At 38.9% G+C, this 16,751-nt stretch carries 15 protein-coding genes and 1 pseudogene; 8 read left to right on the top strand and 8 right to left on the bottom strand.

Annotated elements, in window-relative coordinates; genetic code table 11:
* Positions 1 to 3: 3 nt before the first annotated feature.
* The 6 genes and pseudogenes from IPO27_18010 (at position 4) to IPO27_17985 (ending at position 4,262) form a co-directional block, all read left to right on the top strand.
* Positions 4 to 932: pseudogene (locus tag IPO27_18010) on the top strand (isoaspartyl peptidase/L-asparaginase).
* 248 nt (positions 933 to 1,180) lie between these two features.
* Entirely contained in the window at positions 1,181 to 2,134 is a 954-nt protein-coding gene (locus IPO27_18005; GenBank protein ID MBK8848324.1) for a transketolase family protein, read from the top strand.
* Positions 2,135 to 2,179: 45 nt separating this feature from the next.
* Positions 2,180 to 2,737: an RNA polymerase sigma factor gene (locus tag IPO27_18000; GenBank protein MBK8848323.1), complete on the top strand. Its 558-nt coding sequence runs from the start codon at positions 2,180 to 2,182 to the stop codon at positions 2,735 to 2,737.
* Positions 2,738 to 2,768: 31 nt separating this feature from the next.
* On the top strand, positions 2,769 to 3,221 hold the full coding sequence (locus tag IPO27_17995; GenBank protein MBK8848322.1) for a hypothetical protein: 453 nt from the start codon (positions 2,769 to 2,771) through the stop codon (positions 3,219 to 3,221).
* A gap of 21 nt (positions 3,222 to 3,242) precedes the next feature.
* Positions 3,243 to 3,728, top strand: coding sequence for a hypothetical protein (locus IPO27_17990; protein ID MBK8848321.1), 486 nt, complete (start codon positions 3,243 to 3,245; stop codon positions 3,726 to 3,728).
* A 90-nt stretch (positions 3,729 to 3,818) separates the two neighbouring features.
* Positions 3,819 to 4,262: a GNAT family N-acetyltransferase gene (locus tag IPO27_17985; GenBank protein ID MBK8848320.1), complete on the top strand. Its 444-nt coding sequence runs from the start codon at positions 3,819 to 3,821 to the stop codon at positions 4,260 to 4,262.
* A 58-nt stretch (positions 4,263 to 4,320) separates the two neighbouring features.
* On the opposite strand, the gene IPO27_17980 is transcribed toward IPO27_17985, so the two are convergent.
* The 3 genes from IPO27_17980 to IPO27_17970 form a co-directional block, all read right to left on the bottom strand.
* A complete protein-coding gene (locus IPO27_17980; protein ID MBK8848319.1) occupies positions 4,321 to 4,803 on the bottom strand; it encodes a hypothetical protein in 483 nt (160 codons plus the stop codon).
* Positions 4,804 to 4,940: 137 nt separating this feature from the next.
* Positions 4,941 to 6,482: an RNA polymerase factor sigma-54 gene (gene rpoN, locus IPO27_17975; GenBank protein ID MBK8848318.1), complete on the bottom strand. Its 1,542-nt coding sequence runs from the start codon at positions 6,480 to 6,482 to the stop codon at positions 4,941 to 4,943.
* A gap of 144 nt (positions 6,483 to 6,626) precedes the next feature.
* Entirely contained in the window at positions 6,627 to 7,214 is a 588-nt protein-coding gene (locus tag IPO27_17970) for a hypothetical protein (protein ID MBK8848317.1), read from the bottom strand.
* 78 nt (positions 7,215 to 7,292) lie between these two features.
* On the opposite strand from IPO27_17970, the gene IPO27_17965 reads away from it, so the two are divergent.
* Complete coding sequence (locus IPO27_17965; GenBank protein MBK8848316.1) at positions 7,293 to 7,664, top strand: nuclear transport factor 2 family protein; 372 nt, start codon at positions 7,293 to 7,295, stop codon at positions 7,662 to 7,664.
* Here the strand turns inward: IPO27_17965 and IPO27_17960 are convergent.
* From IPO27_17960 to IPO27_17945, 4 genes are all read right to left on the bottom strand, one after another.
* A complete protein-coding gene (locus IPO27_17960) occupies positions 7,657 to 8,943 on the bottom strand; it encodes a bifunctional folylpolyglutamate synthase/dihydrofolate synthase (protein MBK8848315.1) in 1,287 nt (428 codons plus the stop codon). The two genes, IPO27_17965 and IPO27_17960, sit on opposite strands and share 8 nt — an antisense overlap.
* Before the next feature lie 22 nt (positions 8,944 to 8,965).
* Complete coding sequence (gene lipA, locus IPO27_17955) at positions 8,966 to 9,835, bottom strand: lipoyl synthase (protein MBK8848314.1); 870 nt, start codon at positions 9,833 to 9,835, stop codon at positions 8,966 to 8,968.
* Between the two features lie 142 nt (positions 9,836 to 9,977).
* Positions 9,978 to 11,450, bottom strand: a complete 1,473-nt coding sequence (locus tag IPO27_17950) for a glycosyltransferase family 39 protein (GenBank protein ID MBK8848313.1) — start codon at positions 11,448 to 11,450, stop codon at positions 9,978 to 9,980.
* A gap of 203 nt (positions 11,451 to 11,653) precedes the next feature.
* The gene (locus IPO27_17945; GenBank protein ID MBK8848312.1) at positions 11,654 to 14,203 is read right to left on the bottom strand and encodes a PKD domain-containing protein; all 2,550 of its coding nucleotides are present in this window, start codon (positions 14,201 to 14,203) and stop codon (positions 11,654 to 11,656) included.
* Between the two features lie 234 nt (positions 14,204 to 14,437).
* Between IPO27_17945 and IPO27_17940 the strand changes: the two genes are divergently transcribed.
* Positions 14,438 to 16,237, top strand: coding sequence for a peptide MFS transporter (locus IPO27_17940; GenBank protein MBK8848311.1), 1,800 nt, complete (start codon positions 14,438 to 14,440; stop codon positions 16,235 to 16,237).
* Between the two features lie 29 nt (positions 16,238 to 16,266).
* On the opposite strand, the gene IPO27_17935 is transcribed toward IPO27_17940, so the two are convergent.
* On the bottom strand, positions 16,267 to 16,751 hold a 485-nt coding region (locus IPO27_17935), incomplete at its 5' end, for a type I glyceraldehyde-3-phosphate dehydrogenase (GenBank protein MBK8848310.1).

Raw genomic sequence — 16,751 nt, 5'->3', positions numbered from 1 at the left:
ATGATGGATAAAAAACCAACGATAGCCATACATGGCGGAGCAGGCACTTTATTGCCACACTTACTTACTCCGAAAAAGAAGCTGCTTATAAAAAGGGACTGCACCATGCCATAGCTTTGGGATATGAGCAATTACTAAAAGGAGCAACAGCTATGGATGCGGTAGAAGTTGCTGTAAAAACTCTGGAAGACAATCCATTGTTTAATGCCGGCAAAGGCTCGGTGTTTACGCATGAAGGTAATCATGAAATGGATGCAAGTATTATGTGTGGAGAAACAAAAATGGCAGGAGCAGTGGCTGGTGTAAGTGGAATAAAAAATCCGGTTCAACTTGCCCGACTGGTGATGGAAAAAACAGAACATGTGATGTTAAGTGGAACAGGTGCCATAGCGTTTGCAAAAAAGCAAGGCATAGCGATTGAAGCGGACGAGTACTTTTTTGATGAATTCCGATACAATCAGTTGTTAAGCATTCGCGATAGTGAGAAGGTGCAGTTGGATCATGCTCAAACAAAAAAAATGGGAACTGTAGGGGCTGTAGCCATGGATATGCACGGCAACCTTGCTGCTGCAACTTCTACCGGAGGAATGACTAACAAACGCTATGGCCGCATAGGCGATACGCCAATTATTGGTGCCGGCACGTGGGCCGACAATCAAACTTGTGCTATATCATGCACCGGGCATGGCGAATATTTTATTAGGGAAGTGGTAGCACACCATATTCATTGCCTGATGCTTTACAAAAATATGAGTCTGGCAGATGCGTGCCACGAAGTTCTGTTTAATAAACTTTCGAAAGATAAGGGCGAAGGCGGATTGATTGCCGTTGACGCGCAAGGCATTGTCGTGCTCGATTTTAATTCAGATGGAATGTACAGGGCCTTTATAACTGATAAGCAAGAAATTGTGTGCAGCATTTATGGTGACTAAGCTTGCGATAAAGATTCAAGCTTTCAAAATAACATGTTTGATTTTTATTAAGCAAGGCTTGCCTTGTTGTTATTAAAGCACATGAGGGGGATTTGATTCAATTAGTACTTAGTCAGAGACTACGCCAAAAGGGGGCGTAATCATTTAAACTTAAATGAGCCGCCAACTAGGTGTGTTTATTTTTTCTCAAAACTAAAAGTTGCAAAGCCTCATTTTAAAGTCTTGATTTGCGACCATAATCCCTTGTTATGAAAGAATTTCAAGTTTATAATAAAAAAGATACGCGTTCAGGATTTGGCGATGGGCTGTTAGAAGCTGCACGCACCAATGAAGCCATTGTTGCTTTATGTGCCGATTTAACGGGCTCGCTCAAGATGGATGCTTTTGCCAAAGAATTTCCGCAACGGTTTTTTCAATGTGGAATTGCCGAAGCCAACATGATGGGCATAGCCGCAGGTCTAACAATTGGCGGCAAAATTCCCTTTACCGGAACTTTTGCCAACTTTAGTACCGGCCGTGTGTATGATCAAATTAGGCAGTCCATAGCCTATTCAGATAAGAATGTAAAAATATGTGCATCGCATGCAGGCCTTACCCTTGGCGAAGATGGGGCTACCCATCAGATATTGGAAGACATTGGGCTTATGCGCATGTTGCCAGGCATGACAGTAATTAATCCATGCGATTATAATCAAACTAAAGCTGCCACTATTGCAATATCAAAACATCACGGACCGGTGTATTTACGCTTTGGCCGTCCGGTGGTTCCCAACTTTACCTCGGATACCGATGAATTGGTGATTGGCAAAGCCATTCACCTTAATGAGGGCAGTGATGTAACCATCATTGCAACAGGCCACATGGTGTGGAAAGCGATTGAAGCAGCTAGAATGCTGGAAGCAGAAAATATACATGCCGACATTTTAAATATACATACCATTAAACCATTGGATACCGAAAGCATCTTAAACTCAGTGCGCAAAACACGATGTGTAGTAACGGCTGAAGAACATCAGATAAATGGAGGACTGGGAGATGCAGTTGCAAATCTTTTAGTAAGAAACTATCCGGTGCCGGTAGAGATGGTGGCAGTAAATGATAGCTTTGGCGAAAGCGGAAAACCGGAAGAACTATTGGTAAAATATGGACTAACTTCAGAAGCAATAGCTGCAAAAGCCAAAACTGCCTTTAGCCGTAAATAACACTACCGTTTGTTTTAGCGTTTTTGTTTTTCTTAAACTTTGTTTTTGCAAAAGGACACCTCCTATACAGACGCTGAATTATTGCACCTATACAAGCATGGTGACAATCGCAACTATGCGTTTAATCTTATTATCAAAAAATTTCAATCGAAACTATACCAGCACATCAGGCGCATGGTAATAGATCATGATGACACCGATGACATACTGCAAGACACGTTTGTCAAAGCATGGAATGGTCTTGAAAATTTTCGCGAAGAGTCGCAACTCTTTACCTGGTTGTATCGCATTGCTACCAACGAAGCCCTTACCTTTTTAAAAAAGAAAAAGAACCGCTTTTTTATTCCTATACATGATATAACAGCTGAACTCGAAAACAAACTGATAAGCGAACGAAGCATTAATGCAGATAAATTAATTTTAAAACTTGAACTTGCCATATTAAAATTGCCCGAGCAACAGCGTGCCGTATTCAACATGCGCTACTATGACGAACTTAAATACGAACAAATAGCCGAAATTACCGGTGTTACTGTTGGAGCATTGAAAGCTTCATACCATCATGCTGTTAAAAAAATTGAAAAATTTATAAAAGAAGATTAAACCATTTTGCATAAAATAAATCATAAAGGAAATGAACCAAACAAACGATAGCGAAAACGAAAAAAGCCTGGAATGGTTAAAGAGCCAAAACAAGCCATTGCCTTTTGATGCACCTGAAGATTATTTCGAACAGTTGCATAGCCGCATTCAGCAACGTATAAATGCGAAACCACAACCATGGCATGAGCGATTTTTTAGTCTTGCTACCAATTATAAATTTGCATTGCCGGTAGCAGTTGGTATATGTTTAGTAGCTGCTATACTTATCTATCGCCAACCTGAAAATATGCTGCAGGCCGACAACAACATTACCCTCGAAGATGTTCTGACCGAAGGCTATGATGTACAACTAAATACCAGTCAGATAGCCGAAGTATTGCCGGAAGACTTGAGCTTTCAAGAATTTGATTCGGAAGAAATGATTGACTACCTGAATGTGCAAGACTTCAAAATTGACGGAACAATAGACTCAATAGAATTTTAATACTAAGTAAATTTAATAAAGATGAAACTAATAAGTTGGATATTACTTGCAATATCGATAGCGCATGTAGCTATAGCACAAGACGAAAAACCGGGTAAGCGCGAAGAAAAAATAGAACAATTTAAAATTGCATTTCTTACCAGCCGGTTAAACTTAACGAGTGATGAGGCGCAAAAATTCTGGCCGGTATATAACCAATTCAGCAGCGAACTTAAAAACCTGCGCAAAGGTCATAAGCCAGGTGAGCCTTTGAGCGAAGAAATTGATGAAATGACCAATGAAGAAGCAGGCAAAATGATTGACACTGAAATTAGCAACAAACAAAAAGAGGTAGAGATACTTAAAAAATATAATACACAATTCAGGCAAGTGATACCTGTAAAAAAAGTGGCCTTGCTGTTTGTACTGGAGCGTGAGTTTAACCGCGAACTATTGCGCAAAATACAAGAACGCAAAGGAGATGGCGATAGACCACCGGGTGATGGTCCGGGTCGCCCGCGTAGATAAAAAATAACCAGAGTCTTTTTATTCAAGTGATAAGCCGGCTGCAACTGCAGCCGGTTTTTTTGCTCCCTTTAAAAATTACATTTGCAGCTTATGAAATGGAATCTTAAAAAATTTGATGAGCTAAGCATTCATGAGTTGTATGCCATATTGCAAATAAGAATGCAGGTATTTGTGCTTGAGCAACGCTGCTTTTATCTGGATGTAGATGATGTGGACAAAGAGTCGCTGCATTTGTTTGCAACAAATTCTGATGGAGAAATTCAGGCCTATGCGCGGCTGATACCGGCAGGTGTGGTGTACCCGGTGCCATCCTTTGGGCGAGTGCTTACAAGAGAAAATATGCGGGGTACAGGACTTGGTAAATTGCTGGTTGAAAAGGCCATTCAAACGATGGAACAAGAATTTGGAACTTCGGCCATTAAAATTTCAGCGCAATCGCAACTTGAAAAATTTTACAATGTTTATGGTTTTTCGACTTGCGGCCCCGAATATCTGGATGCCGAAATGCCTCATCTACCAATGATGCGAAACTAGTTTCGCTCAACTTGTTGTAACACGATTTTTCTTTGAGAAAAATTGATTTAGCAATATGCTACTTACTACCTAGCAACAACAGCAAAAGCACAGGAATAGCTCCGATAAAAAACCCTGCATATAATTCGAAGGTTGAATGTGCTTCGGCAATAAGTCTGGCGCTTAATATTAATCCGGCTATCAGGCAAGCTAAACTAAATTCGAAAGCTACACCTACCTTAAATTGCAAACCCAAGGCCAGTATCAATGCAACCAACGCACCGGCACCTGCGGCATGCAGCGAAATTTTCATTTCAAAATTAATGAGCCACAACAAAAAGGCACTAACAGAAAATGCAAGCATTAAACGCCAAAGCACCTCGGGAAGGTTGGCCGTATAAATAAAATAAGTGGCCATTGCATAATATAAAAAGTTAGAAAACAACGGTGTTGAGCGTATTTCCTTTGAATGCATTTGCAGGGTATTATTATCAGTCCGCTTAAGCATAAGCATTGCTGATAATAAAGGCATGAGTGATGTGGTAATAAATATTAAGGCCATAAAAATCCAAAAAGGCTGACCATGAATGAGGAACCCAACCCAGGGGTGCAGAAAAAAAAGCAAGGTAAATAAGAACATCGGCATTAATACCGGATGTGCCAAATAAGAAATAATGGTAGCCGCTAATTTCACTGCGCTTATAATTCTTTTCGTAGCCGTGCTACCGGTATGCCTAATTGTTCGCGGTATTTGGCTATGGTTCTGCGTGCAATGTTATAACCCTTCTGTTGTAGTATATCAGTTAATTTATCATCGGGTAGTGGTCGCTTTTTATCTTCACCCTGAATATTCTCAAGCAAAATCTGTTTTACTTCCCTACTCGAAACTTCTTCTCCGCTATCAGTGCTTAATGCTTCGCTAAACAACCGCTTTAGCAAAAAGGTACCATGTTGTGTTTGCACATATTTGCTGTTGGCCACGCGCGAAACGGTTGAAATATCCAACTCCACAATGTCGGCAATATCTTTTAAAATCATTGGTCGCAATAATTTCTCGTCACCGGTCATAAAATAGTCGTGCTGGTATTCAAGTATGGCAGTCATGGTGGTAAGCAACGTATTTTGTCTTTGCTTAATAGCATCTATAAACCATTTAGCTGAGTCAAGCTTTTGCTTAACAAAAACGAGAGCATCACGATTTGTCTGATTAGTTCGCTTATCTTTTGAATACGTATCGAGCATTTCGATGTAGTTTCTACTAATACGCAACTCGGGTACATTCTTACTATTTAGGGTAAGATCGATGCTGCCTTCGTTATTGGTAAGAATAAAATCGGGAACAATATGCTGAACTGATTTGACACCATCGTTAAACGTATTTCCTGGTCTTGGATTAAGTTTAAGGATGAGGGCAATAAGACTTTTTAAATCTTTCTCATTTAAGTTTAATCGCGAAGCTATTTTATCATAATGCTTCCGCGAAAATTCTTCCATGTATTTCTCTACAATAATGGTGGCAATTTTCATTGCGGGATGCGATTGTTCCTTCCGCTTTAATTGCAATAACAAACACTCTTGTAAACTGCGACCTCCCACTCCCGGGGGATCAAAGGATTGTATCACCCGCAATAGACGCAAAAGCTCTTCCTCGCTTGATCGAATATTTTGTGTAAAAGCCAGATCGTTAACCATGGCACTTAATTCCCTGCGCAAGTATCCGTCATCATCTATGCTGCCTATGATATATTCGGCAATACGAAGCTCATGATCATCCAAATCAGTTAATCCTAACTGTGCAATAAGACTATCATGGAAGGTAGCACTGATACTTAACGGCACTTCTAGTTGCTCATCATCTTCGCTATTATTATTGGTGTTGTACTTATAATCAGGGCCATCTAAATCATCAACATAGTCACTCAAGTCAAAATCATCGTTCTTGTCTTCTTCGGCTGTTTGCTTCTCTTCGTACTCTTCGTAGCTATCCATCTCTTCATATTCTTCAGCTTCTTTTTCCGGCTCATCAGCAATATCTATTTCATCATCGGTATTTGCTTCTTGCTGTTCAATTTCTTCTATGCTGTTCTCATCCTCCCCCTCTTCCAGTGCGGGATTCATTTCTAACTCTTCCTTTATCCGTTGTTCAAGCTGCGCTGTAGGCACCTGCAGCAACTTCATTAACTGAATTTGCTGAGGCGACAACTTCTGAAGTAGCTTTTGATGTAGTCCCTGTTTTAACACAACTTACTATTTTTGACGTGAATATAAATAAAAAAAACATGGTTGCTAAAAAACCTGCCAAATGTTTATCGCCTACAAACATTTGAAAAATAATTATCACATCAAAACATTCGAAGAAATAAATGAGGCAAATCCTTATTTGCCTTAACCTGCAATGGTTATTGCCTGCAACATCAGCTTACTCTTATCATTAAGCCGGAACACATAACTAACGGTAGATTCGGTTACGTTACTTGAATTGTCTATATAATTGTAATTGACCAGTATATTTACTTCAGTAGCTGATGGCGACTTAATGAACGTATAACCTGATTCGAACTCATTAATAATGGTTGTATCGCTCTGAGCAAATCCAGACCTGTCAAACGCTTCCATGTCAATGGTTGATAGCGTGGCAGATACTTCGGGAGGAAAAAAATTATCATAATTTTTGTTCAATACTTCCTCCGTAAAACCAAACTGCATACTTTCAGCACAAATGCCTTCGCGCTCCATCAGAAACCAAATATCGTTTTGTTTGGTAAGTGCAGCATAATCACACATTGTTGCTATGGCCTTCTTATCCGAATTGACAATTGCATCTCTTATCTTAACCACCTGCATATTACGATTTTCAATATCGCGACTAACAGTGTTTTCTACATTTGCCGGGGCACCGGGCTTTTGACCGCACGAGGCACAAAACAATATTATTAGCAAACCAAGAATACAACTATTTTTAATATCAAACATTCAATTCATTTTAAGCGTGTTTTTATTACTCTCCAAATGTAATCAAAACGTATATTTAACAACTAAATAATCAGTTAAATGAGTCATAAAAAAATCGCGCTTGATTTTATAACCCAAATCATTGCAGGAAATATTTCAGAAGCATATGAAAAATACACCTCTTCAAATTTTACTCATCACAATGCATATACTAAGGCAGGAAAAGAAAACCTTGCCGAAGCAATGTTGAAAAACGAAGTAGAATTTCCGGGAAAGATATTAAAGGTATATCATGTAATTGAAGAAGAAAATATTGTTGCCTTGCACTCTCATATTAAAACAAATGAAGGTGCTGCCGGAATTGCGGTAGTGCATATTTGCAGATTCGAAATTGAAAAGATAGCAGAGCTGTGGGATATTGGCATGATGTTGCCTAAAGAGGCAATCAATGCAGATGGCGCTTTTAAATAACTTCGGCTACAACAAACGTGCTGCCTCCAACAAAAATAAAATCTCCTTTGTTTGCATTCTTTATTGCTTGTCTATAAGCATTCCTTACCGTAGTGTAAACTTCGCCATACAGTTTAAAGCTAGCTGCCAGTTGTTGCAAATGCAGCACATCCAAACCTCGGGGTATGGATGGTTTACAAAAATAATAAGTTGCCTTTGCTGGTAATAACTTCAACATGGCACTCACATCCTTATCATTTACAACCCCAATTACTATATGCAATTTTTCAAACGAGTATCGTCTTATATTTTTTAAAACCTCTTGAATACCTGCCTGATTATGTCCGGTATCGCAAACTGCCAGAGGGCTTTTGTTAAGTTGTTGCCAACGGCCTTGCAGTCCGGTATTCTTAACCACTTTGGTTAAGCCCCGTTTTAATGCAGTATTAGAAATTGGCAAGGTGTTCCTTAACAATGCCACCGTTTGCATAATGGTGCAAACATTATTCAATTGATAATTGCCGGTAAGGGCAAGGCTCACTTTTAGTTCTTTATTTAGCTCACAATCTCTAATACCAATTTTTAGTAAATCATCGCTTACTATATGCGAGATTATTTTAAATTTTTGCGAAGCAAAATAAAGATAGCTTTGTTGTTCTTTCGCTTTGCTAATAAACACTTGCGAAACTTTTTTATCATACTCCCCAATCACAACAGGAATTTTATTTTTAATAATGCCTGCCTTTTCAAAAGCAATTTGCTCCAGTGTATTGCCAAGCAAATTTTGATGGTCGAAACTTATATTGGTAATAACCGATACCAGCGGTTGAATAACATTGGTGCTATCGAGGCGTCCTCCAAGTCCGGTTTCAATAATTGCTATATCCACTTTTTGTTTGTGGAAAAAATCAAAAGCCAGTGCTACGGTCCACTCAAAAAAAGAAGGTTTGATTTGTTCAAATTCATTCCTATAATTCCTTACAAACTCAACAACTGCGCGCTTGCTAATCATTTTTCCATTAATACGTATACGCTCGCGAAAATCTTTGAGGTGTGGAGAAGTATAAAGGCCGGTTTTATATCCGGCTTCTTGTAAGATGCTAGCCAGGCAGTGCGATACACTGCCCTTGCCGTTGGTACCTGCTACATGCACACATTTCAAATTCAAATGGGGATTATCCACCATGTGAAGCAATGCATATGTATTGTCCAAATCAGCTTTATACGCAGCCGCACCAATGCGATGAAACATGGGCAATTGTGCATATAGATATTCTAAAGTAAGCGGGTAATTGTCCATAGGCAAAAGTCAAGAACTTTTTTTAGAACAGGTGCTTTTCGGCATGATAGCTTGAGCGTACCAATGGTCCGCTTTCTACATACCTAAATCCCATTTGCATACCTAGTTGTTTGTAATGTGCAAATCGCTCGGGAGTAATAAATTCTGATATTGGCAAATGTGCTTTGGTAGGCTGCAGGTATTGGCCTAAGGTAAGTATGTGAACACCGTTATTTCTCAAATCTTGCATGGATTCAACAATCTCATCATCGGTTTCGCCAAGCCCCAGCATAATACCAGACTTGGTTCTTAAGCCAGAATTGCTAACGCGCTTAAGTAGCTCAAGGCTGCGATCATACTTAGCCTGCACGCGCACTTGTTTGGTAAGCCTGCGCACCGTTTCAAGGTTATGTGAAAGCACTTCGGGTGCGGCATCAATCAGCATCTGAAGGTTTTCCCATTTTCCTGCAAAGTCAGGTATTAGTGTTTCGAGGGTTGTATCCGGAGAAAGTTTACGCACGGCTCCAATGGTTTCTACCCAAATGTTAGCACCACCATCTTTTAGGTCATCTCTATCGACACTAGTGATTACGCAATGCTTAACTTTCATAAGTTTAACAGACTCTGCTACGCGCTGTGGCTCTTGCTTATCAACGGCAGAAGGGCGGCCTGTTGCTACAGCACAAAATCCACACGAGCGGGTACATATATTTCCCAAAATCATAAATGTGGCCGTGCCTGCCCCCCAACACTCGCCCATGTTTGGACAATTTCCACTTTCGCAAATGGTGTGCAGTTTATACTCATCAACCAAGCCACGCACTGTACGGTACTCCTCACCTATTGGAAGTTTTACACGCAACCATTCCGGCTTTTTAACTCGCTCATTAGCGGCAACTGTTTCTTCTTTCATACTACCTTGTAAATTGCAAACATACCTTTGTAATGTTTGCAGATAATTCGAATGGCAAAGATAACTTTTAGGCCGAAAGCAAAAATCAATTTTTTACAACATTAATAAGGGCATGCTGATTAATATGCAAATTGGATTAACATCAATACTTTTTTTTCCAAATACTTAATCCACTATTGGTGGTTACAATTTTATTAAATTGCTGCTGAATCAAAAAAACATTGACTCCCGGAAATGATGTTTCACTAATTGTATCTGTTAGCACAAACTCACTATTCAAAATGTTTGGCTTTATTCTTTGGTCAATCTGCTCGAACGTTTTATTGGGAATAGCCTGTTCATTTCTAAGATAGAAATTAAATCCCGATTGCTTAAAATCGGGAGGAATCAATTCGCACAAATAAGAAAAAGAAAGAGTTGCACTTAGATTAGTAGTTAATGTTCTTGCCGGAATATATTTATTAATTGTTAATGCATTGCTGAGTTGGGTTTGCTTTATGCTATAATTTCCAATCAAATACTCGTTTAACTGTTTCAATCTGACTATGGTAATAAACATGGAAAAAATCATTAATAAAAAGGCTAAATGATACAATCTGATTAATTTAAAAAAAGGCATTATCTCCTTTGTTTTCTCCAGTAAAATAAAGATACTGATAATTAAGAATGGTAATGACAATTGAAAATAGTGCGGATATTGTCTTACAATCATCACTGAAAAAAAGCTAGCAGCCGCTACTATCACTAATAAAACCTGCGGAAAGTGTTTGCTATTTTTTTCTATAAAAATAAATGGAAATAACATGATAATGGGGAATACATAAAATACAGAGTATCTAAAAAAAGAGATGAATGCATTAATTGATAAATTTGGATAACTATCAACATATTGGGGTTTGAATATTGAATAAAAAAAACCTGAAGGCTCTACGCGGTGTATTAAAAACAAAAAAGCCAAAAACAAAATTGAAGCTGTTACTATTCCCATAAAAAATGTAAACATATTTTTTAATTTAATAACCTTGCTATAGTACTGCCACAAAAAATAGATAGCCACAGCGGGATAAATAAGGACACCATATTGCTTACAAAAAAAGCAACAAATTGAAAAAAAACCAGCGAACAAAAACAAGAGTGAATTGTTCTTTTCGTTAGCCTTAATTAAAAGAAGAACGGTTAATAGTGCGAAGACAATTAGGTAAGGCTCAAGGATAATATAGATTCCATCAAAAGTAAAAATAGAACCGATAAATAAAAATCCGGCTGTTATGGAAACAATTTTATTCCTTAAAGTAAAGTGCAATACAATTAAATAGATAAGAAAACCAGAAAGAAAATAGCTTAAAATTTGTATCGTTAAATAGTGCTCATATTGAATACCATTAAATATCATTTTGAAAAAAAAGAAAATATAAATTACGAATGGCATGTAGTCTAAACCCATATCGGTATATGGTCTATATCCTTTGAACATATTTTCGCTGTAGGACAAATAGTAACTTCCATCCGGATTGATTTGGGCAAGGCTTACTGTATTAATTCCCACGCTTACAATCAACCCAAGAACGATAAGGTTGAAAACTATTAAAGCAAGTGTTTCAATTTTCAACTTCATAAAAAACGATTGACATTCATTAAGTAGAAATAGACTTTGCAAAAAGATAAAAAAAATAATAATTGAACACTCCCGCTTTTTTGCAAGCGGCTATCAGCTATAAGAATAATCACTCCTTCAAGTTTCTTAGCAACCAAATCGAGCTCTCAGAACAGTGAAGCTTGCAGCATTTGCACTACTTGCTTTTTATTCAGGAATAAAAACTACAACTTCTCAAATAGCAGGGCATCTGATTTATTATTGTAATTTACTATTACGCGATAAAGCCCTTTGCTCCATGTTGAACAGTCTACATTTAATACCTGTGGATGGTTGGCCTGAGAAACAGACAGCACTTCTCTCCCTGTTACATCATATACGGTTACCAATACATCCGTATTTACATTTTGTAAAAATGTTATGGTAAAAAGATCCTGACCGGGATTAGGATGCAACGTTGTTGCATTTTCAGCATTTTGAAAATCGTTAATGCCCGAAACCACAAACGAAGGGCTTGCACTATTACAACCATTGGTATCCGTAATAATAACATAATAACTACCGATGCTATCAGGAGTAAAACATTGTGTGGTATCGTTAGGTAATGGCACATTATTAAAATACCATTGGTAACCAACTGCGGGGCTGCTGCACAACTCATTATTTTGATACGTAATAGATGGCGCAGGTGGATTAGCAACTACCGTAATGCAATTAGGAAAAAACAAAGAGTCGCTGCCAAAGCTATTGGTTACAACCAACGAAACATCAAAGACTCCATAATTGGGATAAAAAACTCCAGTAGGATTTTGCATCGTGCTTGTTGATGGATTGGCCCCTGTAAAGTACCACAACCATTGTGTTGGATTGCCGGCACTATTATCAGTAAAGTCTATACTACCCTTTTCACATAATAAATAGTTACTTGCAATAAGTGAAGCAGTTGGCCCAGCGCAAGGCTGCAAAGTTACGTTTATAGAATCGACCCCGGTGCATGTTCCATCATTAACAACCAACCAATAAATGCCTGACGTAATTACGGTTAATACCTGATTGGTGCTGCCATTGCTCCACAAGTATGTTTGATAACTTCCGGGGACAATGGTGTAACTTAGTACATTACAAACTATGGTATCGTTGCCTATAAAATTTTTCGGAGGAGCTGTAACCGTGATAGTAAGCGAAGTGCTATCTATAACCAGGCCATCGGTTACTACTAAAGTCACAGGATACGTTCCGGAAGTAGCATACTGAACCCCGCTAACTATTTGCTGTGTGCTGCTACCAATATTACTGCCGGGCAAATACCACTGATAGCTTGTAACATTGCTTGATGAGTTACTAACGAAGGTGAGCAAACTATTGACACACACGGTAGTGTCGTTTGCATAAAATGAGGCAACAACAGGCTGAATAGGTTTGCAAGGCACGCAATTGGTATCAGGAGTATAACGCCATGTATCTGACCAACAAGCCCCAAAAATGGCTCTTAGTATTCCTCCAAAAACATAGACATTACAATTAGTATCAGTAAACATAATGGCACCATCTCGCGCAGGCATAAAATTACTTGCATTATAAACGCCCAGCGTGCCATGATTGGCTGTGGTGGTTGCTGTTCCATCATTTTCTATCCATTTCCATTGAAGCGTATCCATATTAAAAATCCATAAATCGCGAAAGTTAATAGTGGTTGCGGCATCGGTACCTCCAAACATCCATACATTTCCCCTCGAATCTTTTACAACAGCTTTATTCTCGTGGCGTGCACGTGGTTTCACAACATTGTTGAAATAACAACTTGCCGAATAATTCCCGGTATCATTTGGTTGCGCGCTTCCATACATCCATGTCCATTGATTGGTAGTAATATCATATTTCCAAATATCATTAAAAGCATCATTGTTGCCATTTGATTTTATACCACCACACATCCACAGATTGCCTTGCGCATCGCGCCAACGTCCAAAGGCATTGCGCGCACCCGGAGTGTTACTTGAGGCAGGTACTCCCTGCGTGCCCCAATTAGGAGCAGCATTTGGGCCAAATACATTATTACCGGCCATCCATGCCCATTGATTGGTAGTTAGATTATATTGCCATACATCGTTGTAAAAATCGGATGCGGTATTCATTTGCCCACCAAAAAACCACAATCTGTTAGTGTTATCGACCCACGAAACTGTAGTTTCTCCGCGGCTTCCGGGTGTATTCAAATTTCCAAACTGCCCTTTGGTGCCATTAAAAGCATTAACATTGGTTAGCTGCGAACCATCAATCCACGTCCATGCTAAAGAGGCCTTGCTAAACTTCCAAAGGTCCGCGTGCCTTTTACCTTGATTGTTGCTGCCACCATACATGTAAAAATCTCCATTATTATCTACCCATGTAAGAGCGCATAGGCGTGCACCGGGTGTATTGTTGGTATTGGGAACACCAAGTGTGCCATACACGGGTGTTTTATTGGCGGTAGCGTTGCCGGCCATCCACGTCCACTCGCTTGTATATGGATTGTAACGCCATACATCATCGTAGCAATCGCCTGCGGCTACACGACCTCCAAATATCCATAGGTTGCCTTGTGCATCGGTCCAATCATTAGTTTCGTAAAAGGCATGTGGGTGATTAGCTGTCGATGGAACACCTTGTGTTCCATAAACCGCGCTAACATTGATATTGTTATTGCCACTTACCCACGTCCATTGCCCCTGGGAAATGGCAGAAACGTATATGGTTACGGTTAAAGCTGTTAATAGAAACGTTTTTAATTTCATTCTCCTGTTTTTAATTAATATATGTGATTTGAAGTGCGTGGAACTACTTAACTATGTAAAAGTTAAATTTCCGGAAGTTCACAAAAATAGAATTTCTCTCAGTATGTACTACGTAGGACATATTATATTCGTTAACGTTGATATAAAATAAAGCTGGCAGTTGGTTACGACTAAAAAATATATACTTTAGCCCACCTTTCAAATTTTAATTTTAATAAAAAAACTACTTAAACTATGTCAAAAACAGCTGTAGCCGATACCAAACATCCTAAAGGATTATGGGTGCTATTTGGTACCGAAATGTGGGAGCGTTTCAATTTTTACGGAATGCGCACCATACTCACACTCTTTATTGTCAACGCATTGATGATGTCCAAAGAAGAGTCGTCCATTATCTATGGGGGCTTTCTTGGTCTTTGTTATTTAACACCCATGCTGGGTGGCTTTATCAGCGACCGGTTTTTAGGAAACCGAAACTGTATATTACTAGGTGGAATGCTTATGGCTTGCGGACAATTACTTTTATTTTTCAGTGCGAGTATATTCGATTCCAATCTTGAGCTTGCACGCACCTTATTATACATTGCTTTAGGAGTAATTATTTTTGGAAACGGATTTTTCAAGCCAAACATCTCAAGTATGGTAGGCAGCTTGTATCCCAAAAGCGAAAAAAATAAATTGGATACAGCCTTTACCATTTTCTATATGGGTATTAATATCGGGGCATTCCTTGGTCAGCTGATTTGTCCTTTGGTGGGCGATGTAGTTGCCGAAGATGGAACGCGCGATGTTTCTGCCTTTAAATGGGGCTTTCTTGCTGCGGCTGTTGCCATGGTACTGGGATCAATCACCTTTTTCTTATTGAAAGATAAATATGTGATGACACCTGAAGGCAAGCCAATAGGAGGTTTACCATCTAAAAATGACGCCACAGATTTTGAAGAAGGCGAATCGCAAAAGGCACAGTTTACTAATCAGGCATTAATGATTTCGGTAGTCGCGTTTGTTGCCCTGGCAGCAGTGTTTCATTATCTATTCGGTCAGAATTATATTTACTCCATTATCTATGGAAGTGGACTTACACTTGCCGGATTAATCATTAGCGATAAGTCATTAACCAAAATTGAAAGAGATCGTATTCTTGTAATTTACATTGTTTCGTTCTTTATCATTTTCTTTTGGGCAGCGTTTGAACAAGCTGGTTCTTCATTAACTTTTATTGCCGATAACCAAACCGATCGAAACTTTTTTGGTTGGGATATGCCTCCATCCATGGTACAAATATTCAATGGTATTTTTGTGGTAATTCTTGCCTTTCCTTTCAGTATTCTGTGGGATAAACTTCGTGCAAATGGAAAAGAACCTATTTCGCCCATGAAGCAATCCTTTGGGCTGGCATTGATTGCACTTAGCTATTTTATTATAGCGTTTAATGTGAAAGAACTTGGAACAAGCGGTATGCTTGCTGTAAAGTGGTTGATTTTATTATACCTTATTCAAACTCTTGGTGAATTGTGTCTGTCGCCAATTGGTCTTTCGTTGGTTGGTAAACTTGCTCCCAAGCGTTTTGCTTCTTTATTGTTTGGGGTGTTTTTCTTATCCAATGCATCGGGCTATGCACTTGCAGGTACACTTGGTTCTATCCTACCTCCAACAAGCGAGCAGTTTGTTGCAGCACAAAAAGAAAATATCGATTTACAAGGAATACTGGATGGCAAGGTTGACCCTTCGGGGAAAGAATTATATCTACTTGCTAAAAACAAGTGTGCAGAAATTAACGACAAACTTGCCAAGGAAAACAATTTTAAATTTACTACCATGTTTAAGGATACAACTACTGTTGTATCGGAAGAACAACTGAACTTGATAAAATCAAAAAACATAATTACGGTAAAGTACCCATCCTTTGCAGGGTTCACCATTCATAATTTATTCGAATTTTTTATGGTGTTTGTAGTGTTGTGTGGAATAGCGGCAGTATTGCTATTTGCATTATGCCCCATGCTGAAAAAAATGATGCATGGCATAAATTAAAGTTTGATAAAGTCCAAAAAAAATACCCGCTAATTAAGCGGGTATTTTTTTTGCAAAAGTTTTACCAACTCATACAACCGGGTACTGTAGCCCATTTCATTATCATACCATCCCACTACCTTAGCCATGTTACCCAGTACACTTGTAAGTTGAGCATCGTAAATACAGCTATGCATATTACCAACTATATCTATGCTTACAATAGGATCTTCGGTGTATTCCAAAATTCCTTTGAGCGATGATTGTGCAGCCTCTTTAAATAAGGCATTTAGCGAATCAACGGTTGCACTCTTGGTAAGTATGCAGGTTATATCGGTAAGCGAACCATTTATAACCGGAACACGAATACCGGCACCTCCGAGTTTACCACTAAGTTCAGGAAAGATATCGTTTAATGCCTTTGCAGCTCCGGTAGTTGTTGGTATAATGGAAACCGGTGCACTGCGCGCTCTACGCAAATCTTTATGTGGCGCATCGTGCAAATTCTGATCTCCGGTCATGCTATGCACTGTGG

Source organism: Bacteroidota bacterium (genome assembly GCA_016714535.1).
In the GTDB taxonomy this organism is placed as follows: Bacteria; Bacteroidota; Bacteroidia; order AKYH767-A; family OLB10; genus JADKFV01.
This window is presented reverse-complemented; position numbering and strand designations above follow the sequence as displayed.